Annotated in this window: 16 protein-coding genes; 8 read left to right on the forward strand and 8 right to left on the reverse strand. The window is 51.6% G+C overall.

What is annotated here, in order from left to right; translation table 11 throughout:
* Positions 1-13: 13 nt before the first annotated feature.
* The 6 genes from ABD843_RS08105 to ABD843_RS08130 all read right to left on the reverse strand — a co-directional run bounded on the left by ABD843_RS08105 (position 14) and on the right by ABD843_RS08130 (position 8727).
* The gene (locus tag ABD843_RS08105) at positions 14-703 is read right to left on the reverse strand and encodes a c-type cytochrome (RefSeq protein WP_345081237.1); all 690 of its coding nucleotides are present in this window, start codon (positions 701-703) and stop codon (positions 14-16) included.
* A 61-nt stretch (positions 704-764) separates the two neighbouring features.
* Positions 765-1349, reverse strand: a complete 585-nt coding sequence (locus tag ABD843_RS08110; protein WP_345081240.1) for a DUF3341 domain-containing protein — start codon at positions 1347-1349, stop codon at positions 765-767.
* Between the two features lie 85 nt (positions 1350-1434).
* Positions 1435-2901 (reverse strand): NrfD/PsrC family molybdoenzyme membrane anchor subunit, encoded by a 1467-nt coding sequence (nrfD, locus tag ABD843_RS08115; protein WP_345081243.1) that lies wholly within the window; start codon positions 2899-2901, stop codon positions 1435-1437.
* 77 nt (positions 2902-2978) lie between these two features.
* Positions 2979-6113, reverse strand: coding sequence for a TAT-variant-translocated molybdopterin oxidoreductase (locus ABD843_RS08120; protein ID WP_345081246.1), 3135 nt, complete (start codon positions 6111-6113; stop codon positions 2979-2981).
* 124 nt (positions 6114-6237) lie between these two features.
* On the reverse strand, positions 6238-7500 hold the full coding sequence (locus ABD843_RS08125) for a c-type cytochrome (RefSeq protein WP_345081250.1): 1263 nt from the start codon (positions 7498-7500) through the stop codon (positions 6238-6240).
* A 456-nt stretch (positions 7501-7956) separates the two neighbouring features.
* Positions 7957-8727, reverse strand: a complete 771-nt coding sequence (locus ABD843_RS08130) for an SDR family oxidoreductase (RefSeq protein ID WP_345081253.1) — start codon at positions 8725-8727, stop codon at positions 7957-7959.
* Between the two features lie 338 nt (positions 8728-9065).
* On the opposite strand from ABD843_RS08130, the gene ABD843_RS08135 reads away from it, so the two are divergent.
* The 3 genes from ABD843_RS08135 (at position 9066) to ABD843_RS08145 (ending at position 15347) form a co-directional block, all read left to right on the forward strand.
* Positions 9066-12296 carry a collagen-binding domain-containing protein gene (locus tag ABD843_RS08135; protein ID WP_345081256.1) on the forward strand — a complete coding sequence of 1077 codons (3231 nt, stop codon included), beginning with the start codon at positions 9066-9068 and terminating at the stop codon, positions 12294-12296.
* Positions 12297-12515: 219 nt separating this feature from the next.
* On the forward strand, positions 12516-13670 hold the full coding sequence (locus ABD843_RS08140; protein WP_345081259.1) for an acyltransferase family protein: 1155 nt from the start codon (positions 12516-12518) through the stop codon (positions 13668-13670).
* A gap of 6 nt (positions 13671-13676) precedes the next feature.
* Positions 13677-15347: a hypothetical protein gene (locus tag ABD843_RS08145; RefSeq protein ID WP_345081262.1), complete on the forward strand. Its 1671-nt coding sequence runs from the start codon at positions 13677-13679 to the stop codon at positions 15345-15347.
* A gap of 137 nt (positions 15348-15484) precedes the next feature.
* Here ABD843_RS08145 and ABD843_RS08150 read toward each other — a convergent pair whose 3' ends face one another.
* Together ABD843_RS08150 and ABD843_RS08155 are read right to left on the reverse strand one after the other, a co-directional pair.
* Positions 15485-15943, reverse strand: coding sequence for a hypothetical protein (locus tag ABD843_RS08150; RefSeq protein WP_345081265.1), 459 nt, complete (start codon positions 15941-15943; stop codon positions 15485-15487).
* Between the two features lie 469 nt (positions 15944-16412).
* Entirely contained in the window at positions 16413-19088 is a 2676-nt protein-coding gene (locus tag ABD843_RS08155; RefSeq protein ID WP_345081269.1) for a choice-of-anchor L domain-containing protein, read from the reverse strand.
* Positions 19089-19405: 317 nt separating this feature from the next.
* Between ABD843_RS08155 and ABD843_RS08160 the strand changes: the two genes are divergently transcribed.
* From ABD843_RS08160 to ABD843_RS08180, 5 genes are all read left to right on the forward strand, one after another.
* Positions 19406-20284, forward strand: coding sequence for a hypothetical protein (locus tag ABD843_RS08160; RefSeq protein ID WP_345081272.1), 879 nt, complete (start codon positions 19406-19408; stop codon positions 20282-20284).
* Between the two features lie 112 nt (positions 20285-20396).
* Positions 20397-20783, forward strand: coding sequence for an NADH-quinone oxidoreductase subunit A (locus ABD843_RS08165; protein WP_345081275.1), 387 nt, complete (start codon positions 20397-20399; stop codon positions 20781-20783).
* A 134-nt stretch (positions 20784-20917) separates the two neighbouring features.
* Positions 20918-21481, forward strand: coding sequence for an NADH-quinone oxidoreductase subunit B (locus tag ABD843_RS08170; RefSeq protein WP_425575703.1), 564 nt, complete (start codon positions 20918-20920; stop codon positions 21479-21481).
* A gap of 77 nt (positions 21482-21558) precedes the next feature.
* Entirely contained in the window at positions 21559-22056 is a 498-nt protein-coding gene (locus ABD843_RS08175) for an NADH-quinone oxidoreductase subunit C (protein ID WP_345081278.1), read from the forward strand.
* Positions 22057-22088: 32 nt separating this feature from the next.
* The gene (locus ABD843_RS08180; protein WP_345081281.1) at positions 22089-22673 is read left to right on the forward strand and encodes a Uma2 family endonuclease; all 585 of its coding nucleotides are present in this window, start codon (positions 22089-22091) and stop codon (positions 22671-22673) included.
* Positions 22674-22701: the final 28 nt, after the last annotated feature.

Consider the following 22701-nt stretch of genomic DNA (forward strand, 5'->3'; position numbering starts at 1 on the left):
CTTTGTATCACCATTATTCGTGCGTAGCTGCGGCCGGCTCCTGCCCGGTTGCGGGGGCTGCCTCTGCTGCTGCTGTGGTAGCTACTGCGGCTACTTCTGCCTGTCCGGCCGGTGCGGCGGCATATGTATATGCATCGCCACCGTTCTCAGACTGTACTTTCTTTATATAGGCTATCACCATCCAGCGCTGCTTTATATCCAGCTGCGATGCGTAAGAGCCCATCATGTTCTTGCCATACTTCACTGCTGCATACATCTGCCCGGCGGGCATGTGCAGGTATTTAGCATCCTTCAGGTTGGCAGGCATCGAGGCGAACTTGCCGCTCGTGAACAGCGGGCCCTGGCCATCCAGGTTGGTACCATGGCATATACCGCAGTATATATTGAAGAGGCGCTTGCCTTCCGCCATATCAGCATCGTTGAAGCGAAGTGCGGTATTGAAGGTCTTGTAAGCATTGGTATCACCCTCTGCCAGGTGGTCTGGCAGCTCGTGGCCACGCGCTATGGTGCCCGCTACCGGCCTGCGGCTTGTAAGCCCATCCTCAAAATTGGGGTTAGACGTATAAGCATCATACGCGCGCGAGTAGGTCATGTCCGGAACATACACATGGCCGGGAGTACGGCGCATATCACCCGAGTCGCATGACACAAGGCCAACAGTTACCGCCAGGCCCGTGATCACTATGCTTTTTATCTTATTCATATAGAAATATCAAAAATTCAAATGTCAAAATTCATTGGCAGTAGGGCTGCCTCATCCCTTATTAATAACCTGCGTTCAGGGCCTCATACTCTTCTTTCTTGTCCCAGCGGCCATACCACCAGCCGTCCTCTGCGGTCTGTGTGTATACTTCCTTGGCGCCTGTGCCCCTCAGGAAGTTCATCACTTCGGCCTCCGATGTATGGTCGTTCAGCTCTATGGCCATCACGAACAGGTCATCGCTCTGGCGCGGATGGAAGACGTGTTTCTTTACACCCGGCATTATCTGGTTCAGGTAGCAGAAGGTAAGTGTCATACCTACCGCTGCGAAAAGCACCGTAAGCTCGAAGGTGATGGGTATCCATGCCGGCAGGGCGAAGTGTGGCTTACCGCCATATACTATCGGCCAGTCAGAGGTGAATATCCATGAAATGAAACCTACTGCTGTAGACGTACCGCATATACCATATATGAAGCCGGCAATGTGCAGGTCTGTTTCCTTATGGCCCATGGCCACATCAAGGCCGTGCACCGCAAAGGGGGTATATATGTCGTGCATCTTGTACCCGCTCTTGCGCACTTTCTCTACTGCAGGGAACAGTACCGCTTCGTCGTCATACGCTGCTACCGCGAATTTCTTTATAGCCATCTTTGAATAAGATCAAAAAGTAAAAAGTAATTTTTTTAATTCTAATTATGCGCTCACATACTCTTGTCGCTTTGCGCTACCACCTCTAGTGGTGTGCAACAGCATGCTCTTCTTCATGACCATGGTGCGAATCTGCCTCATGCACGAACTCTTCCAGGCTCTGCTCTTCGTGGGGCAGCATAGCACGCTTGTAGTTGTCGCCCGATGTCTTCAGCACGAACTTGATCTCATGCACGGCCACTACAGGGAAGTACTTGGCGAACAGGAAGTAGCAGGTGAAGAACAGACCGAAGGTACCCAGGTAGAAACCTATCTCAGGCCACTCGGGGCTATAGTATGCCCAGCTGCCGGGTATCCAGTCGCGGTAGGTCGATGTTGCGATGATCACGAAACGCTCGAACCACATACCTATGTTCACCACTATGGACATTACGAAGGTGAACGGTATATTACGGCGCAGCTTCTTGATCCAGAACAGCTGTGGCGATACCACGTTGCAGGTCATCATCGCCCAGTAGCTCCACCAGTATGGGCCTACTATACGCCATTTGAACGCTTCCATTTCGCCCCATGCCTGTGAGTACCACGACATGAAGAGCTCCGTCAGATAGGCCACACCTACTATAGAACCCGTCAGTACTATGATCTTGTTCATAGCCTCCAGGTGGCCTATAGTGATGTAATCTTCCAGCTTCAGTATCTTACGGGTTATCACCAGCAGGGTGTTCACCATCGCGAAGCCCGAGAATACCGCACCCGCCACGAAGTAGGGAGGGAAGATGGTAGTATGCCAGCCCGGTATCACCGATGTAGCGAAGTCGAAAGATACTATGGTATGCACCGAAAGTACCAGTGGGGTAGAAAGACCTGCAAGCACCAGGGCAAGGGCCTCCATACGCTGCCAGTTCTTTGCAGTACCTGTCCAGCCGAAGGAAGCAAGACCATAAAGCCTCTTACGCAGCTTGGTCTTTGCCCTGTCGCGTATCAGCGCAAAGTCGGGCAGAAGGCCTGAATACCAGAACAGCAGCGATACAGTGAAGTAAGTAGAGATCGCGAACACGTCCCAAAGGAGGGGAGAGTCGAAGTTGGGCCACAGCGGGCCACGGGTGTTAGGCAGTGGCAGTACCCAGAAACCGTCCCATACACGGCCCATGTGCCATATGGGGAACTGGCCCGCACACATTACCGCGAAGATGGTCATCGCCTCAGCAGCGCGGTTCACACCTGTACGCCAGCCCTGGCGGAACAGGAGGAGGATCGCAGAGATAAGCGTACCCGCGTGACCGATACCGATCCACCATACGAAGTTGGTGATATCCCAACCCCAGCCTATGGTACGGTTCACACCCCAGGTACCCAGACCCCAGTACACCGACCAGGTCACTGAGAATATCCCGAAACACAGCAGTATGATCGAGAAAATAAAACCTATATACCACATGCGGCCCGGCTTACGCTCAATAGGGCTCACAATGTCTTCCGACACCTGGTGGTAATCCTTGTCTCCATCTACTAATGGTTCCCTTACAAACGATTCGTACTTGATATGCATAGCACGTTATTAGTATTTTTTAGTATGGTCCGAAGACCTTTTTATCCAGTTAACCTATTGACCCTTTTACCGCTCTTTTAGATGTGTTCGGCATACATACCGTCCTTCTTCTCATCTCCGGCCACTATCTCGGCAGTGTTACGCACCCTAGACAGGTAGTTGATGTTAGGCAGTGTATGTACATGCTCCAGCACATAGAATGTGCGCTCTATCTGCTCATTCCTGCGTATCTTATATATTTCGCTTTCCTTGTCGTTAACGTTACCGAAAGTGATACAATCCGATGGGCAGCTCTGCTGGCATGCTGTCTTCGCCTCACCGTCCATCATTGGGCGGCCGGCCTTCTTGGCGGCCAGTTTGGCCTCCTGCAGGCGCTGTACGCAGAAAGTACATTTTTCCATCACACCGCGGCTGCGCACTGTCACGTCAGGGTTCAGCACCATACGGGTCAGGTCGTCGTTTATGTCATCGCGGCGGCCATCTTCGAATATATTGTCTTTAAATGCATCAGCACCGTTCCAGTCCATCCAGTTGAAGTGACGCACTTTGTACGGACAGTTGTTCGCACAGTACTTGGTACCTATACAGCGGTTGTAAGCCATCTGGTTCAGGCCCTCTGTGCTGTGGTTGGTGGCCGATACCGGGCATACGTTCTCGCAAGGTGCGTTATCGCAATGCTGGCACAGCATAGGCTGGAATATGGTCTGTATCGTATCCGGATCATCGGGCATACCGCTGAAGTAACGGTCTATGCGTATCCAGTGCATCTCATGGCTGCGAAGCGCATGATACTTACCTACTACCGATATATTGTTCTCTGCTACGCAACCCACCACGCACGCACCGCAACCGGTACATGTGTTCAGGTCTATAGACATACCCCACTTGATACCCTCATAAGGGTGGTTGGGGTAAAGTGTACCTTTTTCGCGGAAGTTGTCCTCCATCTCAGGTGTGGCCAGGGCCTCACCGTGGTGGCCTTCGTGCCATGGCTCCTGCGAGTAGTGAGATATCTCTACACCACGCTCTTTCTGCAGGGCATGCGGGTCTTTCCTGAATTCATCGAGGGTGAACTCATGCACCACAGGGCGGTTCTCATAGCTGCTGTGTGTCTGTATGATGGCCACTTCGTATTTCTCATCCACCTTCACCACGTTCACGTTAGAGTAGTACTCTACGTTGGTACCGTTGAATGTAGTGAACGGATATGCGTTCTTACCACCTTTCGTAGCATCGCTGGCAGCAGCACGGCCTACCTTGGCGTCGCGGCCATAGCCTGTAGCTATCGCCACCACGTCGTTGTGCATACCGGGCACTACTATTATAGGCAGGTTCACAGCGTACCCATTGGCGCCTGTTACCTTGGCCACATACTTGTTGTAATCTACTTCAGAGAAGCCCGTAAGCTCTGCACCCAGCTGCTTGGCGCGCTTGGGCGATACGCACAGGTAGTTGTCCCATACGCTCCTTGTCATGGGGTCGGGCATTTCCTGCAGCCATGGGTTGTTGCTCCATGCGCCACCGTGGCCTATACCTACTTTCTGGTATACCACTACTTCCAGGCCGCTTGCTGCTTTCTTCGCCTGTACGGCCGCTATAGCTGCACCTACATTACCTACGAAGGTAGCCGCGCCATTAGGCATTTTCTCTGGCTCCATCACACCGCTCTGCAGTGCCATGTCGAAGTTGGCCTGGCCGCCCATCTGCGTTGTCCAGTACAGCTGCCAGTAGTCGCCATAGGTCTGGCCGGCATCCATCCATGACATCAGTGAATCCTGGAAGGCACGTGTTTTGAACAGCGGAGTGATGGCAGGCTGCATCAGGCTATAGTAGCCTACTTTCGGCTCGGCATCGCCCCAGCTTTCCAGGTAGTTGTGATCGGGGATCACATATTTACATTTCTGCGCCGTCTCGTCCATGCGCTCTGCGAAAGAGATGGTCATGGGCACTTTTGCAAGCGCAGCAGTGAATCGTTTGCTATCCACATGGTCGTATACGGGGTTCACGCCGTGCAGCATCACTACACCTACCTGGCCACCTTCCATAGCAGTTATCATGTCTGCCATGTCCTTGTCTATACCTTTCCATGTGTTGCTGGTGGTCACCCAGTTCACGGTGTTACCATCAGCGCCTATCTTGTTGTTGATGGCATTTACCACCATCTGCACATTCATGTCGTTGCTGCCGCATACCACCAGGCCGTTACCCTTTTTCAGGTCTTCGGCGGCGGCAGCTATCATCTTGTTCAGCTTTGCGCTGGGCAGCGATGGTGCAGTACCGTTCACGGCATTGTACAGGGCTATTGCCACTGCGCCTACTTCCGATGGGCGGCATGTAGCACGCTCGTCAGCAGCAGCACCGGTTATGGTGTGTATGGCCTCTACATGGTAATGCTTAGATAGGGTGGGGTTCTTCGCGCTTATCTTGCGGGTCTGCGCATAACCTTTAGAGAACTCTATCGGTGCCATCCATGTACCCAGGAAGTCGGCGTCAATGCTCACTATCGTAGCCGCCTTATCGAAGTGATAAGTAGGCAGTGTGCGCTTGCCGTAGCTGGCCTCATTGGCCTGCAGCATGCCCGAGTATGATATAGCGTCGTAATTGATGTGCTTGATGCCGGGGAATTTGGCCAGGAACTGCTTCAGCACTTCTTCGGTACTGGGGCTCATCATAGAGCATGTCACCAGGTAGCCGTTCTTGCCTGCCAGTCCTTCCTTTATCTCGCGGTCCAGTGCATCGAAGGTCACTTCCTTACCACCCGAGATAGGATGTGTGAGGCGGGCCTTGTCGTACAGGTTCAGTACCGATGCCTGTACCCTGGCCGATGTACCACCCCTGGTGATAGAAGAAAGCTCATTGCCTTCTACTTTTATAGGGCGGCCTTCCCTTGTTTTTACAACAACGGGGCAGTAGTCGCCGCCATCTACGAATGTAGAAGCATAATAGTTGGGAACACCCGGCGTTATATCCTCTGGCTTTATAGCATAGGGGATAGCCTTGCGCACCGGCATCTCACAGCTCGATACTATCGTGGCTGCAAGCGTGCTGAAACCCAGGAACTTCAGGAAGTCGCGACGCGGCGTTGTAGCGTTGAACACGCTCTCGCTCAGGTCGAAGGGCAACTCTTCCTTGAACTCGTTCTCCCCTATCTCCTTCTGTGTTTCGATATTCCGGCGGTCTTCGAGGTCCGACCAATATTGTTTTTGACTCATAAATTTATGATCCGTTTCTTAGTAGCAGGCCTGCTTTCGCAGATGCCCATCACTTTGTGTTTTTATTCTGAATTCTAAAAACTTCTTTTTTAACACTGTTCCCGGTACCGAAGTACCGTGTCTACTAGTAGTGGCACTTCTGACACTCCATACCACCCAGCTCGGCCTCGGTCACTTTCTCGCGCTTACCGCTCTTCAGTTCTTCGTGGTACTTAGAGAAGATGCTGTAATAGTTGTTGTTGGTGAACTGTACCTCTGTCTGGCGGTGACAGTTGATACACCAGCCCATAGACAGCGGAGCGAACTGGTAGACCTCGTCCATCTCTTCTATGTTGCCATGGCACTGCTGGCACTGTACCTTGCCCACTGCAACGTGCTGTGAGTGGTTGAAGTAAACGTGGTCGGGCAGGTTGTGGATCTTCACCCACTGTATAGGCGTAGCCTTTATGTTGCCGTTCTCGTCGCGTATGTAGTCTTTCTTCACAGGATCCCAGCCGGCATATTTGTAAAGAAGCTGTATCTGCTCTGTACCGTTGATGGTCTTGCCTTCTGCGGTCTTCAGCGGATGGTCTTCCTCGCCGCTGTAAGAGTTTATCTGCTTGTGGCAGTTCATACATACGTTCGATGACGGTATCATGGCCTGGCGGCTCTTCTCGGCGCCGGCGTGGCAGTACAGGCAGTTCACCTGGTTTATACCTGCATGCACTTTGTGAGAGTAGTATATAGGCTGTAGTGGCTGGTAGTTCTGCTGGCGGCCTTCGTTTATGGCACCGTTCACTATCCAGTAGCCAGAGAGTATGAAGATCAGTATGGCGGTCACCGCTATCACCAGCTTGCTGCGGTACAGGGGTATCTCTTTTTCGTTGGGTATGCCTTCTTTTTCGTTGGCAGCGCGGCGCAGGCTGTTGTTGGCCTTCCACAGTATCAGTACCAGTACCAGCAGCGACAGTGTTATCACCGTATACAGCCAGCCGTTGCTCTCTGTGCTCTGTGAACCTGCAGCAGCGGTCTCGCCACCCTTATCGGCCTTGGGCGGCTCTACACTGTTCACATAGGCGAATATCGCATCTATTTCTTCCTCTGTCAGTTGGGGGAAGGGCGTCATCGCCGCCTTGTTGTATTTGTTGTAGATGTCTACGGCCGTTTTATCGCCCGCAGCTATCAGCTTGGCCGAGTTGTGCACCCAGTCATAGCCCCACTGCTTGCTGGGGAAGGTAGCATTGATGCCCTTCAGTGCCGGACCCGTCGCATCCTTCAGCGGGTTGTGACAAGACGCACAGTTGGACATAAAGAGCGCTTTCCCATCGGGAGCGGCTATGGCGGGAACATTGCATAACAGCAATACTACAAAGAACGACAGTACGCTACGATAGCAAATTCTGAACATCGGCTTTATTGATTCTGGCACAGGAATAAATATTGAAAATTAACTTTCCTTTATATAAAAGCGAGGCAAAACTACAAAACGATCTTTAAAATAGGAACACATTTTGTAAAAAATGTTCTTCAATACTGGCGCGGCTTTCAACCGATTTTTTTGTATCAATTTTTTCTCAATGTCATTTTTTTGTCAGGAAAAACCACACATTTTTTTGCATATCGGCAGGTTTCCCACAGGGGTATTAACATTTTCGTATCTGCATGACCATAGGTCTTCCCGTTTTGCGAAATTTTTTTACCGATACTGAAAAGGCCCGTATGCTATAGTTCTCATCTTTGCGCTGCCTTTGCCGGTACGGGCTTCTTTATATAAAAGCCATACTCTCTTCCCATTGCCCACCGGCGCCTTTTTTATACTGAATGTTCGCTATACGCCTGCACTATACGGCATGCTGTGATGGGCCTATATACTGCCCGTTCTGCCGCCATCTACAGGTATAGAGGTGCCATTCACATAGGCCGCCCCCGGCGATGCCAGGAAGGCCACTACGGCCGCTATCTCCTCTGGCCTGCCAAAGCGCCGTGCGGGTATCTCGTTCAGCATTTCCTGCTCTACCTCCTCGCGGTCCTTTCCCATCTTGGCAGATCTATTGCCCACAATAGTGGATAGCCGCTCTGTGGCCGTAGCGCCGGGCAGCACATTGTTCACCGTTATACCATACTGGCCCAGCTCATTGGCCATGGTCTTGGCCCACGATGCCACCGCCCCGCGTATGGTGTTCGATACGCCCAGCCCGCTCAGCGGAATCTTCACCGATGTGGATATGATATTCACTATACGCCCGAAGCCCTCGCGCTTCATGCCCTCTGCTACTAGGGTGGCCAGTATGTGGTTACATATCAGGTGCTGTGTAAATGCATTGGTGAATTCCTCTGTACGCGCCTGTGTTATAGGCCCGCCCGCAGGCCCACCCGTATTGTTTATCAGTATATGTACCGTGTTGGCAGTCACAAAGGCTGCTACTGCGCTGCGCACCTGGTCGGGGTCGGCCTGGTCGGCCACTATATAGCCGTGCTGCTGCCCCGCAGTAGTGGCCAGCGTGGCCACAGCGGCTTTCAGCTTTTCTTCATTGCGCGATAGCAGTATGCATCTGGCCCCCATCCCGGCCAGTGCCTGTGCCGATGCCAGGCCTATACCCTGTGTGCTGCCGCCTATCAGTGCTGTTCTGTTCATTAAAGTATGCGCTGTCATATGCTGTGTTGTTCTGTTTCGTATCGATGTGTGCTGTTACGCCCGCTCAAAAATAGCAGATAATGCGTGGTTCGCATCAGGAAAGATACACGCCCTATCATCTCGGGCCGTTCATACAGCTTTGCATAACGAAAAATGCGCTACCGTAAACCCCTCGCTACCTTTATAGTGGCGCCGGGATGCCACCATTGTTTGTTTTTACTGTGTTTTCCACACGTTATCGAGTTGTTAGTGGGCTCTATTATGTATTGCTTAAATGACATTTCATGTACTTTTGTCATAAGAAAAACCGTTCCGACCAGAACGATAATATCCGGCAAATGAGAACACTCTTACATACTTCCTGCTTTCTGCTCGCTTTACTTGGCTTTGGTATCAATAGTATGGCCCAAAGCCCCACTGCGCCTGCGCTTGGCTTCAACGTATTCCTCGAGGGCAATGCCCGCCTTGTGAACAATGAGACCGAAGGCCCGCTGGCGTGCGGTGGCAACCTTATTGTGGCCGGTGGCTACCAGGTATCCATCAACGATCCCGGTACGTTCTATGTATCGGGCGTGCGCACCACACTTGTTGTAGGTGGCCGCATAGAATACAGCAGTGGCACCCTGCAGGTGAACCAGAACGGGTATATGAAAATAGGCAACTGCATAGGGTCTACCGTATGGTACCAGGACCCCAACGGCGCCTATCCGCCCATTCGCATCACTCCGGGCAGCAGTTATGATGGCTATCCGCGCATCCACCTGCAGGCCAGCGCCAATACCCTGGGCGTAAGCGCCGCCGTGAACCCCATTTGCCAGGCCAATGTCATAGATTTCGCATCGGCATTCGCTACCATGAGGGCCTGCGCGCTGTCTATGAAAAACCTCACCGACAATGCCTACATCACCAACTCGGGCGGTACACCCATACCTCATACAGGCCTGCCATCGCAGGTGAAGATAACACTGAACCCCGGCCTTAATGTGCTCAATATCTCAGGTGCAGACTTCAACGCCATGAGCGAGCTTACCTTCATCAACAGCCCCAGCGCATCGCAATACCTGGTGGTGAATGTGAACGCGCCCGGCTCTTTCACCTTCAATGTGCCCAACATAAACGGTGTAGGTCTTGCACAGTGCAAATATATCCTCTACAACTTCCACAATACCACTGCTCTTAACATAGCAGGTTATGGTGTTATAGAAGGTACACTGTTCGCCCCCAATGCCGACATCACCAAAACGGCCAATATGGCCAACATAGAAGGGCAGATAATAGCCAAGTCCTACCACCATGCCGGTGGCGAGAACCACTATGCCGTATTCGCGCCATCTATAGGCGGCTGCAGCGCTACTACGCCTACACATGCATCTTTCACCGTGAACAGTAATATACAGTGCCTTGCATGCAACTCTTTCTCATTTACCAATACTTCTACCGGCTCGGGTACGCTCTCTTACCTGTGGCGCTTTGGCGATGGCACCACATCTACATCTGTGAGCCCATCCAAGATCTATACCGCTACCGGCACATATGCCGTTAAGCTCAGGACCACCGGCACAGGCGGCAGCGACTCTACCACCATATCTGTGACCGTAACAGACAACCCTGCCTATGGTTTCTCCATCAACGACTCTGTGCAGGCCCTCACCGGCAACAGCTTCGCATTCACCAGCACCACACCCACATTCGGCAATACCTACTTCTGGATATTTGGCGATGGCGGCACTTCTGCCGCTGTAAACCCTGTGCATACCTATACTGCAGCAGGCGTATATACCGTTATGCAGCGTGTCACAGGTAGTGGCGGCTGCCTCATAAGCATGTACAAAACAGTAGTGGTAGAAAGCGACGCTGTAGGCGGTGGCGGCGGCGGCGGCCTGGAAAGCGAAAGCCTTGGCGACCTCATCAGCAAACGCGAATATGCCAAGATAAAGAACAGCGTGAACAGCAAGCCCGACCTCAGCACATTGCCTACCTTCAGCAAGCCAGGCAGGCTGGCCCTGGCAGCAAAGGGTTCGGCCGCTACCAGCTCTCTGGAGCGTTTCATACCTGCCAACCTCGATGCCTCCTCTACGCCTAAGATCACCTCGCCCAGCGAGCTCAAAAACATTACCCGCGCAGTAGATGCCTTCGCCGTGGATTATATGAAGAACGACATATCGAAGGCCGTGGTGCTGGGTATCACTACCGAAGGCAGGGTGTACAATCATACCAAGTCCATATGTGATAGGTTCCGTGGTGCAACGCTCGTAAGCACACGCGTGGTTACCATCAACGGCTACAACTTCATAGAGTTCGCGCTGAAACAGAACGATGGCCATGTAGAGCACTCTATCACCTTCACCCTGGGCAAGACGGCAAATGTGCCCAACTTCAGGCTGCAGGCCAAATGGCTCATTTCCGAGTACTCGGGTGACGACTCTGTGTTCAACTTCCAGGTATGGGCTACCTCTCCTGAAAGCGTAGAGAAGCTGACCAAGGACCTGCTGGACAATGCAGCGAACATAATGCCCATACAGCAGGTAGATGCCAGCTTCGGCCTGCCACAGACCTATATGGCCAGCGGTACCAGGAAGAAAGAATTCCTGAACGTGAATATAGCCAGCACCAGGCCTTCCAACAATACGAAGATGATATTCATACGCAGGCTCAATGAGACCGCCAATGAAGATTCCCTCATCATACCGTTCAATATAGCGGCCGGTAACGAGAACGATTTCAGCATTCCCATTTACGATGGCTACGAATATGAAGGCCATTACTATGTGAACGATACACTGGTAGATGATGTATACCTTGCCGATGGCGGCTGGAGCCTGGATGTGGACAATAGCTACACCAATGTCATCAAATTCAAGCCCGATAACAACCAGGGCAGGATATATAGCGATGACGAATTTCCGCTGTACAGAAGTGTAGAGGTAAAGGCCAGCACAAATGATTATGTATCTATCTACAAGTTCATAAAGGCCGGCCAGGAAGCCGCAGACCTGTCGAAGTACAACTCTTACAAGTTCTTTGCAAGGGGTTCTGGCGAAATGACCATTCGCCTCATAAAGAGCTCTGTAGTGAAGTTCTCCGATCAGTACCAGACCACCGTCAAGCTCGATCCCGCCGGTCAGAACCACCAGATCAGCTTTGAGGACTTCACCTCAAAGAACCTGCCCGCAGCATTTGATGCCAGCGATGTAACGGCCCTGGTCTACACCTTCGAAATGAAGGGTGTGCCTACCGACCTCAGCTTCTTTGCCGACGAGCAGGCCTTCTCGCCCACAAAAGTGCAGAGCATAAAGGCCCTCTCTTCAAAAGCAGTAGAGCTGTTCCCCAACCCGGTGGCCGATGGTAAGTTCCAGGTAAAATTCGTGAGCGAAGAGCCCCGCGATATGGACCTTACGGTTACCGATCTTACCGGCAAAGTGATGTACAGGCAAACGGTACATGCCATTATGGGATACAACAAGGTAGATGTAGAGTTGCCCGCATCTGTACCTGCCACGGTGATGTTCGTTCAGCTGGGCAACGACCAGGTGATGTACGGCATCACCAAGCTGGGCATTGCGAAATAATAGTTCGTACCCGATAGCAGATAACTTTGGAAAGGCTTTCCCACCGGGAGGCCTTTTCCTTTTGTACCGGTAGCGGTAAGGGTGCGTGTGTGCCGCCACACACATAGAACTATTTCGCAACGATAAAGCCCGATAACATGACCGCGATCGCCATAACGCAATAATTATTTACTTTTACACCCTCTGATCTGAACATCTGACCCCACCCCACAGTTACCGATGAATAACGCACAGGCCGTAACAAAAGAACGTTTCCATTTTATAGACGGTCTTAGAGGTATAGCATCTATTCTCATAGTGTTGCACCACTCCGTTACATCAGCCATCGCCAGGTTCTTCATTGCCCGCGGGCACGATCATATAGGTACCATCGTCACTTATTTCACTCAGTCGGGTGTAGTATTGTTCTTCACACTCAGCGGCATAGTACTATTGCGTCCCTACCTGCGTGGCGAACGCAAATTCAAGGTAGGAGAATACTTTGTGCGAAGGATCAAAAGAATATATCCGGCATTCTTCGTTGCACTCGTTTTTGGTTACCTGGTGCTCAAGTTCATTGCCTGGGGCCCTCAGACCTTCTATAGTGATATGTGGGGCGGCATGGATACTTCATTTCAGAAATTCCTGCAGCAGGCCCTTATCCTCAGTATGTCGGGCGTATACTTCAATCTTGCATGGTGGAGCCTGCAGATAGAGGTGGTCTTCTATATACTGGTGCCGCTGTTTGTACTGGCGTTCAGCTTTCGCAAACAGTTGAATTATCTGTATTTTTTCATCAATATAGCCGCTGTGGTAATAGGCTCGCACCTGCTGCAGTTATATTTCGAGGCGCACCACCCAGAAATATACTCTCTTAGCCAGCCCGTGCTGAACATGGTGCATTTCATAGACGCGCCGGTATCTTTTGTGCTGGGCGTATACCTTGCCAAGTACGACTTTAAGCCATATGCCGGCTGGGTACTTGTAGCCGCCGGTGTGCCGCTGGTGCTGCTGCCACCTACGGGCCCGCTTATTAACTCGGGCTACAGCCTCATATATGGGGGCCTGCTCATATTCGCCTTCAATAGCAAAAAGCTGCGTTCCCTGCTGGACACCCCTATTATGATATGGCTGGGCGAACGCTCCTACTCCCTGTTCCTGGTACATTTTTCCGTCTTCTACCTTGTCAACTACATATGCTCTATGTTCCTGCCCGACCGTAATATGCTCTATGGCATACTGACGCGTGGCGCAGGTATACCACTTGCATTCCTTTGCGCCATGACACTGTTCTACTTCGTAGAGCGCAGGCAGGCCAGGGGATTGGTAACAGACAGGATATTCTGGCCATGGCAGCTGCGCAGGCTGAACAAGGATGCGCTAAAAGACAAATAGCAACAGATGACCGGGGAAAGGAACAATGATATGGTAGTAAGGCGAACGATGATATGGCTCATCGCCATCACGCTTGCCTGCTATTTCGGCACCATTCTCTACAAAGGCCCATGGGTGGATTGCGACCTGCTGGAAGGCATCTTTTCCCTAAGCAACTACCTGAACGGCCAGGGCTTTCACCAGGTATACGGCATAGATGAGCGCTACCACATGCTGCCTTTCTTCCTTTCGTACTGGGCGCCGGGGCAGTATGTGTATTCGTGGGGTATAGCCAGCCTGCTGCATACCAATATCGGCAATGCCATTATCATCACCAATGTCATTTTTGTTTCGGTAGGTCTATATACTTATTACCGGTTGCTGCAGCATTTCCGCTTTAGCGACACACTCATTTTCACAGCCATATTCATGCTGGTGATACAGCGCTTTTTCAATGGCCTGCTGCTGAAGATGAACGGGGTAGATATATACCTTATCGTATTCGCATCGGCCACGGTACTGCTGTACGAGCGCTACTATGCGGCGCGTACAGCGCGAAAGCATGCGCTATTGCTTGCCGCCCTGTTCCTGCTGCTGTGTGCAGGGCTTTTTTCCAAGAACAGTTTTCTGCTGTTCGTCATCACTTGTTCGGCCTTTTATTTCATTTACTATGTAGTGCGCTACCTGCGCAATATGCCCGGCAGGCCCTCGCTGGTGAAAATAGCCCTGCCCGCCATTGTGAGCCTTACTGCTGCTGTTATCTTCCAAGTGTTCATCTATGGTCGTGGCCGTACCCCGTTCGATGAGCGCTTCAATGAGGCCCCGCTAGACCTTACTGCCCTGAAACTGGCCAATATCTTTATCAAGCCCGCAGTGCAGACCCTCGGCTCGGGCTTTACACTCGATGCCCTGCTGCTGCATATACCCTCTACCAGCAAAAGCTATTTTTCCTACCTGTTCGATTTCTCGTGGGAGGGTATCGCAGGTAGTATCCTCATACTCATACCCCTCATATATTCCATATACCGTTTCTGCGCGGCTCATAAAAAAGCGCTCTTCCCCTACCTGGCGGTAGCGGCCGTGTGCGTGTATACGCTGTTCTTTGCCACGGCCATAGTACAGCGGTCCGATGTGTATGCCGAGGACAGGCTGTTCCTGCCCATGCTGCTGCTGTTAATGCCCGTATATGCCTATACCGTACTGTACGAAAAGAGACCGGTACGGTATGCGATGTTCATTTTTGTGGGTATATCCATAGCATTCTCGGTGCTGTCTGTTCCGGTCACCTTCAAATACTATGGCAAGAGCCGGTATATAAAGAAGGAAGGCCTCATCAGCGGGTTCCTGATACATTCGGAGACCGCCAATTTCGATGAGCTGGAACAATTGGGCAGGCTCCTGTCGGAAAAATACCCCAAGAACAACCTGCTGATCACCAGCTCATCGACCGGATTTTTGCTCATGCAGACAGAGCTGCCCTGTATAGTTACAGACCTCACCACCCGCAGCGATATGGATGCGATGATAGATACCAACATGGCCTTTCTGCAAAAGAATGGCACCTCTGTGCTATCGGTAGTGAAGGCCAATAGCATACCTATAAGAACGGGCAGATACCAGGTGCTGGAACATATACGCCTGAAGGACAATGAACTGTATGTGATAGCTACCCGGAAGCGGGACACAGTAAGCCAATAAAAAAGGCCGCCCCGGATAAAGGCGACCTCTCTCGTGCCGTTGCCGGCACGCACAACTATTATCAAGACAGAGGGTTCAAGGCTTATTCAATGATCTTCGCGGGGGCGCGAACAACGATGCAGTAGCCCGTACAGGCCTTAGGCCTGGGTCTTTACGAAGTTCTCCAGCTTGCGCACATAGTCGAAGTAGCCGAACTGCATGCGCACCCAGAACAGCATGAACACCAGCACACTGGACCCGAACATGATGTAGGTGATGTGCGGCTCGCCGCCCAGCAGGAACAATATGACAGAGGCGCAGAACAGGAAGGCGCAGAACAGCATTACCAGCAGCGGCCCACCATAGTCTATAACGCGTATCTTGGATGTCATAACTATATGATTACCATCGCCTTCCTTCACTACATCCACATCGGTTATGGGCAGCGTTCGTATCTCATTCAGGTCTTCGGCATGGGGCGCTATCTTCAGCAGTGTTTCCTGGTCGTAGACCTCGAAATCGAGGTTGTGGATCTTGATGTGCTTACCGGCCAGGCGGTTCATAAAATCCTCCTTTGAAACAGGCAGGGGGTATTTGCGAGTTCGTGTGAATATCATAAAATATGGTTTTTATGGTGAACGATCACTCTTATATATATGATAGACACATAAACTGTGCCAAAAGTTTGTACTTTCAAAAAATATTTTGTAGGTATACCATGTTTTTAACTTTTCAAAACATCTACATTAAATTATTTTTCACAAATACTATTTTTTACTCTGTATTACTTGCTGTATGACAAGCGACGAGTTGCGTTTAACTATCGGTAATATGCTGTTGCGGTTGTACCAGACATATTTTGCGGGGGGATGAGGATGTGATATGCGACAAAGATCTGGTATGATGTTTGTGGCAAAGGCCGCCAGGAACGGGAAAAGCACGATGAAGCTAATGGAACCGCTCCCCGACCCTCTTCAAAGGAGAGGGTGGTTGGCTGTGGTCCGAACGCGGGCACATTCATTAGTATCGTAGGTGTGAGGTCGCCAGAGCCCGTAGCCATGCCTATAACTGTCGTTCTCCGGTTGGCTATCTTATGAGCGTCACTTCGCCTTTGTACACCTTATCCACATTGCCCAGCTTTGCCATGATGATGGAGTAATGGTATACACCTATATCGGCAGGTCTGCCATTAATGGTGCCATCCCAGCCTTGTGCATCGCCGGTCTTGTGGTCGTACACTACTGCACCCCAGCGGTCGTATACCTTGAAGTCCACTATGCGCTGGTATTTGATACCGCGTATGCGGAAGAGGTCGTTAAGGCCATCGCCATTGGGGGTAAATGCCGTGGGTATGTACTCGGTCATGTCGGTCTCTACATATATAATGGTCTTGGCAGAGTCTATGCAACCCCACTGGTTCATGCCATATACTGTATACAGGGTAGAGTCGAGCGGCTTTGCCACGGGGTTATTGATATTGGGGTTGGTAAGCGAGCCATCATTGGGCACCCAGGTATAGAAGAGCGGGTCGCTGGTGGCCTGTGTGGCCGTAAGCTGTATCTCCTCGCCATACTTTATGATGGCATCGGCAGGGTCTATCGTTATCTTCACGGGTGGGGCCACCATAATGGTGATGCTATCTTCCCATTTGCAGGTAGGCATAGGGGTCTCTACCGTCACAGTATACTTGTATACGCCCGGCACCATGGTAAAGAACTGCGGAGCCAGCGATGTAGTAGCATCTATGAGGTAGGTGGTAGGCGACCAGGTAAAGGTATAGGGCAGCTCCTCGGGGGTGTACCGCACATTGAGCGGCATGGGTAGACCTATACATACCGTAGTGTCGCTGATGAGGATATCGACCCGTGGGTCCCATATGGAATACTTGATGGTATGCTTTATATCGGGGCAGTTGGGGTAAGAGGCAGTAACGGTATATATGGTCTCTGCGGGCGGGTATGGCGGCGCTATGGTAGGCAGGTAAATGAGCGGATCGGACACACCGGTAGTGGGGCTCCAGCTATAGGAGAACTCGGTGTCGCCAATGCCGCGTACCTGGTAGCTGCCGGCAGGATAGCATATGATGGTATCGAGGGTATGGAGCTGGAAATCGTTGGGCAACACATGCAGGAATATGGTATCGGTACTGCTGCAATCGTATACGGGTGCGCTTACGGTCACATACTGCCAGCGGTCCACACTATCGGACGGAGTAAAGACCGGGTTGGCGATATTGGGGTTGCTGAGGTCGGTACCCGGCGACCATAAGTAAGTATAGGGTATGCCTACCGGCGTGGCCGTGACCCCTAGCTGCAGGGGTGTGCCATGGCAGGTTATCTTCAGGTCGGGCCCGGCATCGGGCGTAGGGCGCTCGTATACGGTAATGGTGATACGGTCTCTGGACGGCGCACAACCCGGGAAGACGCCCGTGAGCGTATAGGTGGTGGTGACCGTAGGTGAGGCTATGACCGGGCTAAGGGTAGATGTGCTGCTGAGCGCAGTGCCGGGTGTCCATGTAAAGTCGAGCATGGTATCGCCATCGGCCATAAGGGTCACATACTGGCCACGGCATATGGCGGTATCAGATGTGAGTATGTTGAGCCTGAACGAATCGAGGATGGTGAGCTCGGCGCTGTCCAGGATGGCAGGCATGCCGCCACAGGTATAGGGAGCGAGGATGTAGAGCTTCACTACTTTGGGACCTGTGGGCGGTACAGGTAGCCCATTTATCCATAAGATCTGCACAGAATCTGTAGCGGGTATGATCACGCTATCGGGTATCCAGGTATAATCGAACCCATTGACAGCGGTACCGCCTATGAGATATTTGATAGTGAAGGGGTTCGCAAGGTTGCCCCTGCGCTTGAACACGAACTTGCCCGGCATGCAACCGCGCACGCAATACTGCGAAGAGGTGGTATCGTTGGGGTTGATACCCTGCGGGGCCACGCTGATAGAAGTAGAGGTAAGGCTACCGGCCTCGAGGAACACACCGGAATCGTAAATACCATCGTTGGCATCAGATACGCCAAGCTTCAGGTGAAAGGTATCGCAGGGGGTCACGGTGGCAATGGCCATGAGCTTCCTGGTGATACCGCTGTAGGTAATGAGGGTACCGGCAGCATTGTTGATGAAATAGGCACAGAACGGCGCACCGGGGCCCATGGCAGTACATGTGGAAAGCGGGTAACCGCCCGTGGCGCCACAGTTGATACTATTGATGCATACAGGGATATTGGTGCCGGGCACAAGGGCTATATTGGTAGCTGCAGGATAGCCCGGACCGCTGATGAAAAAGCCGAAAGGATCGTTGAAGGGTGAGCAGGTGTAGCCGGGATATTCTTCGGAACCGAATATATAATTGAACCGAACGGTATCGCCGGCAGGGCGGAAGTCGAAATCGAGGAGGCAGGCATTGTACGATGTACTGCCGGCAAGGGTAGTGAGCATGGGGTGACCGGGCGCACCGTTATCTACCGAGGCAAAGAAAGAACCCGGACCCGCTGCCTGTGTGGCCACGCCCGATGTGAGCACGATGCCGCTATCGAAAATGAGTGGCGATGATGCAGTGACAGAGAAAGTACCATGAGCCGTGGGCAGGCAGGTAAGCACAGCGTTCATGCCTATGACACCGGGGCCCAGCAGCTTGTTCATAATGGTGGTGGCAGTATAGCCGGGCGTACTGCCGGGCGTGATAACTATCTGCGCCCGGGCGCCTGCAGAGAGTAAAAGAATGCTTAAGGCAAGGTATAATTTCTTCATGTGCTCCATCATTTAGGTATAATGATAATTGCGATAGAGGTGTAAGGTGTGGCACTGGCAATACGCGACATATCATATCGCCTCATACTAAATATTCCTTCCCGGTAAGATATCGGGTATGCGTTTATTATTAGACAGCATAATTTACCTTACCGTTGGGCACGAACCCGATTCATTCTCTTTCAAATATAAAGCAAATGTCGATATACTTGTATCTTAAAAAACGCAAAGCGTAATGTGTATAAAGGCACAGGCCGTGATATAGGTAATATATTTACAGTGTGTCATATTATGCCGGGGTTGCTTAATTTGCGTGCATGGCTTTGAATTTTTGCAAAAAATACCTGTTGCTGCTGCCCGTAGTGGCGATGGCCACAGGCTGCGGATCGGCGAAGAAAGGAGGAAAAATGCCTGCGCGTATGCCCGGCACATGGCAGGCGCAGCCCATAAAGATAGATGGCGACTGTACCGACTGGCCATCGCCCTACCCCAACTATGATGCCAAGGCGATGGTGGCCTATGCGACATCGAACGATGCGGAGAACCTGTATGTGACCATACAGACCGGCGACCCGCTGACGCAGATAAAGATACTGAAACAGGGTATGGCCGTAATGATAGACACAGGAGGGCGAAAGGATGCCAGCTTTGTGATAAACTACCCGCTGCAGAACCCCGACGACCTGTCGGAACTATTTGCGCAGAACAAGGATGGCGGTACATCATCGCACCTGAGCCGCCAGTTCGACCAGAAGCTACAGAAAAGCGCAGAGGGCTGCAACCAATACTCGCTCGATGGCTTTGGGCCATGCAACGGGGGATATATGGTGTCGCAAAGCGCCCCCTGCGGCGTAAGGGTGACATTGCGCATAGACGAATATAAGCAACTGGTGTGGGAGGCGGTAGTACCCTTCAAGGCCATATTGAACAAAAGCAATATATCTGCCGCAGATGCGGGTAAGGCCATAAGCGTGTGCTATGCGATAAAGGCCTTCAAAGCGCCATCTACCAAGGCCGATAACGCGGCCACACCCATGAACAACAATATGGGAGGACAGACGGGTATGCCCGGTGGACGCATGAACAGCATGCAGATGAACAGCCCGGGCACGGTGCGCGCCAGTGGCGGGCCGAACGGACATCTGTACGAAAGCACGAAGACGTGGAAACATTTTGGGCTGGCATGGGGAAAATGACCTGGCGATCTTTGTGTTTCCTTAACCTGAAGCGCTCTTGCATTTTCGCTCCATAACTGTAACTTTGTCTGTTCAGTATCATTTTTTCAACCACCCGGTACAGCACCCGAATATGGATCTTCAATTACTGGCTGCAAATACGCCGTTCAACTATTTTCCTATTGCCCTGCAGATAGTGGTGGCCATAGGCTTTGTTGTGGTAATGATGGCAGTGACCCACCTGCTGGGCCCCAAACGCCGCACACAGGACAAGCTCATCAACTTTGAGAGTGGTATACCTTCTGTAGGCAATGCCCGCCAGCCCATGGGCATCAAGTACTTCCTGGTGGCCATACTGTTCGTACTGTTCGATGTGGAGGTGATATTCTTCTACCCCTATGCGGTGAATTTCCGCTACCTGGGGCAGGAGGGCTTTATAGAGGTACTGCTTTTTGTGGGTTTCTTCCTTTGCGGCTTCATATATATAGTGAAGAAGGGCGCACTGGATTGGGAAGACTGACGATAACAGAAGCGAACGAAATATCAAAAATAATAGCATCGAGCATTATTAAAATGAAGGGTGACCAGGTAACGAGTTGAGGGTTGTGGATAGTGTGTATCTTTTAATTTTTGCTTTTTAATTTTTTAGTTTTTATGCCTCGTCCGGTACAGTATAATACGAATATAAAAATGGTGGAGATGCCCGAGGGCTACTCCGGAGAGGGCTTCCATGCCACATCTTTCGATAAGGTGGTGGGCCTGGCCCGCAAGAATTCATTGTGGCCACTGCCGTTCGCTACATCGTGCTGCGGTATCGAGTTCATGGCCACCATGGGCTCCAACTACGACCTTTCGCGTTTCGGCTCGGAGCGTATGGGCTTTACCCCCCGCCAGTGCGATATGCTGCTGGTAGCCGGTACCATAGCCAAAAAAATGGCGCCCATACTGCGCCAGGTATACCTGCAGATGGCCGAGCCCCGCTGGGTGATAGCCATAGGCGCATGCGCCAGCAGCGGTGGTATATTCGACTCTTACTCTGTACTGCAGGGTATAGACCAGGTGATACCTGTGGACGTATATGTGCCCGGCTGCCCGCCCAGGCCCGAAGGCATACTGGATGGCATACTCAAGCTGCAGGACATAGTGCAGAACGAAAGCCTGCGCCGCAGGAGCAGCCCGGTATACAAAGAACTGATGACCAGCTACGGTATACAGTAAGCAGCCCCGCCCGCAAAGGGAGGAGATAGGTTGTGGTATTATTTAAATAAAAAAGCCCTTTTTAGGGGTTCGGGGTTATGACGAACGAGATATTGAAACAACGGCTCACAGACAAATTCGGCGAGGAACTGACCGAATGGGGCGAGCCATATGGCATGCTTACCTTTCGTGCACCGGCCGAAATGAACCTGAAAGTGATACAGCACCTGTATGATGATGAGGAACTGCGTTTCCGTTTTCTTACAGACCTGACGGGTATACACTACCCCGACAGGGCAGGCGAGGAGCTGTGCGTGGTGTACCACCTGCACAACCTGGTAGACAATGTGCGCCTGAGGATGAAGGTGTATGTGCCTATAGACCGGCCCGATGTGTATACGGCCACCTCGGTATTCTCTGGCGCCAACTGGATGGAGCGTGAGACGTATGACTTCTTTGGCGTGAATTTCGTAGGCCACCCCAACCTGATACGCATACTGAACGTAGAGGAGATGGAGCACTTCCCGATGCGTAAGGAATTTCCGATGGAAGACCCTACGAGGAGGGATAAGGATGATGAGATGTTCGGCAGGTAAAATGAGATAACGATAAAAGAGATAAACAAAAGATGCTACTAGCGGATCTGGACCTGAATAAGACCTACACCTATGCCGACTACTTCAAATGGAAGCTGGAGGAAAGGGTGGAGCTGATCCGTGGGCGTATCTTCAGGATGAGCCCTGCGCCTAACAGGAAGCACCAGCAACTGACGGGTGATATATTCTTTGCGATCCGTAATTTCCTGAAGGAAGACAGATGTAAAGTATATGTAGCGCCTTTCGATGTGCGCATACCCCGTAGGTCGAAGGACGATAAAGATATACTTACAGTATTGCAGCCGGACATATGTGTGATATGCGACCCTGCAAAACTGGATGACCGTGGATGCATAGGCGCCCCCGACCTTGTGGTGGAGGTACTATCGCCGGGCAATAATGCAAAAGAACTGAAGAATAAATACGAGGTATACGAAGAGTCGGGCGTGAGGGAATACTGGGTAGTGTCTCCGCAAGATCAGACACTTATCATATATACACTTACCAACGGAAGCTATCGTGCATCGCGACTGATGGTAGCGGGAGATATAGCAAGGTCGGAGGCACTGGATGGCTTTTCGCTGGATCTTACAGTATTATTCGAAGGACTAACTTGATGTTTCGAAAGAAAGAGGGAAGAAAAAC

This window comes from Nemorincola caseinilytica, from assembly GCF_039540515.1.
GTDB classification, from domain to species: domain Bacteria; phylum Bacteroidota; class Bacteroidia; order Chitinophagales; family Chitinophagaceae; genus Nemorincola; species Nemorincola caseinilytica.

Excerpts from the sequence above, each read along its gene's own strand:
- ABD843_RS08180 (WP_345081281.1), top strand. The coding sequence starts at position 22,089 with ATGCTACTAGCGGATCTGGACCTGAATAAGACCTACACCTATGCCGAC.
- ABD843_RS08170 (WP_425575703.1), top strand. The coding sequence starts at position 20,918 with ATGCCTCGTCCGGTACAGTATAATACGAATATAAAAATGGTGGAGATG.
- ABD843_RS08165 (WP_345081275.1), top strand. The coding sequence starts at position 20,397 with ATGGATCTTCAATTACTGGCTGCAAATACGCCGTTCAACTATTTTCCT.
- ABD843_RS08105 (WP_345081237.1), bottom strand. The coding sequence starts at position 703 with ATGAATAAGATAAAAAGCATAGTGATCACGGGCCTGGCGGTAACTGTT.
- ABD843_RS08110 (WP_345081240.1), bottom strand. The coding sequence starts at position 1,349 with ATGGCTATAAAGAAATTCGCGGTAGCAGCGTATGACGACGAAGCGGTA.
- ABD843_RS08150 (WP_345081265.1), bottom strand. The coding sequence starts at position 15,943 with ATGATATTCACACGAACTCGCAAATACCCCCTGCCTGTTTCAAAGGAG.
- ABD843_RS08145 (WP_345081262.1), top strand. The coding sequence starts at position 13,677 with ATGACCGGGGAAAGGAACAATGATATGGTAGTAAGGCGAACGATGATA.
- ABD843_RS08140 (WP_345081259.1), top strand. The coding sequence starts at position 12,516 with ATGAATAACGCACAGGCCGTAACAAAAGAACGTTTCCATTTTATAGAC.
- ABD843_RS08120 (WP_345081246.1), bottom strand. The coding sequence starts at position 6,113 with ATGAGTCAAAAACAATATTGGTCGGACCTCGAAGACCGCCGGAATATC.
- ABD843_RS08130 (WP_345081253.1), bottom strand. The coding sequence starts at position 8,727 with ATGAACAGAACAGCACTGATAGGCGGCAGCACACAGGGTATAGGCCTG.
- ABD843_RS08175 (WP_345081278.1), top strand. The coding sequence starts at position 21,559 with ATGACGAACGAGATATTGAAACAACGGCTCACAGACAAATTCGGCGAG.
- nrfD (WP_345081243.1), bottom strand. The coding sequence starts at position 2,901 with ATGCATATCAAGTACGAATCGTTTGTAAGGGAACCATTAGTAGATGGA.
- ABD843_RS08160 (WP_345081272.1), top strand. The coding sequence starts at position 19,406 with ATGGCTTTGAATTTTTGCAAAAAATACCTGTTGCTGCTGCCCGTAGTG.
- ABD843_RS08155 (WP_345081269.1), bottom strand. The coding sequence starts at position 19,088 with ATGAAGAAATTATACCTTGCCTTAAGCATTCTTTTACTCTCTGCAGGC.
- ABD843_RS08135 (WP_345081256.1), top strand. The coding sequence starts at position 9,066 with ATGAGAACACTCTTACATACTTCCTGCTTTCTGCTCGCTTTACTTGGC.
- ABD843_RS08125 (WP_345081250.1), bottom strand. The coding sequence starts at position 7,500 with ATGTTCAGAATTTGCTATCGTAGCGTACTGTCGTTCTTTGTAGTATTG.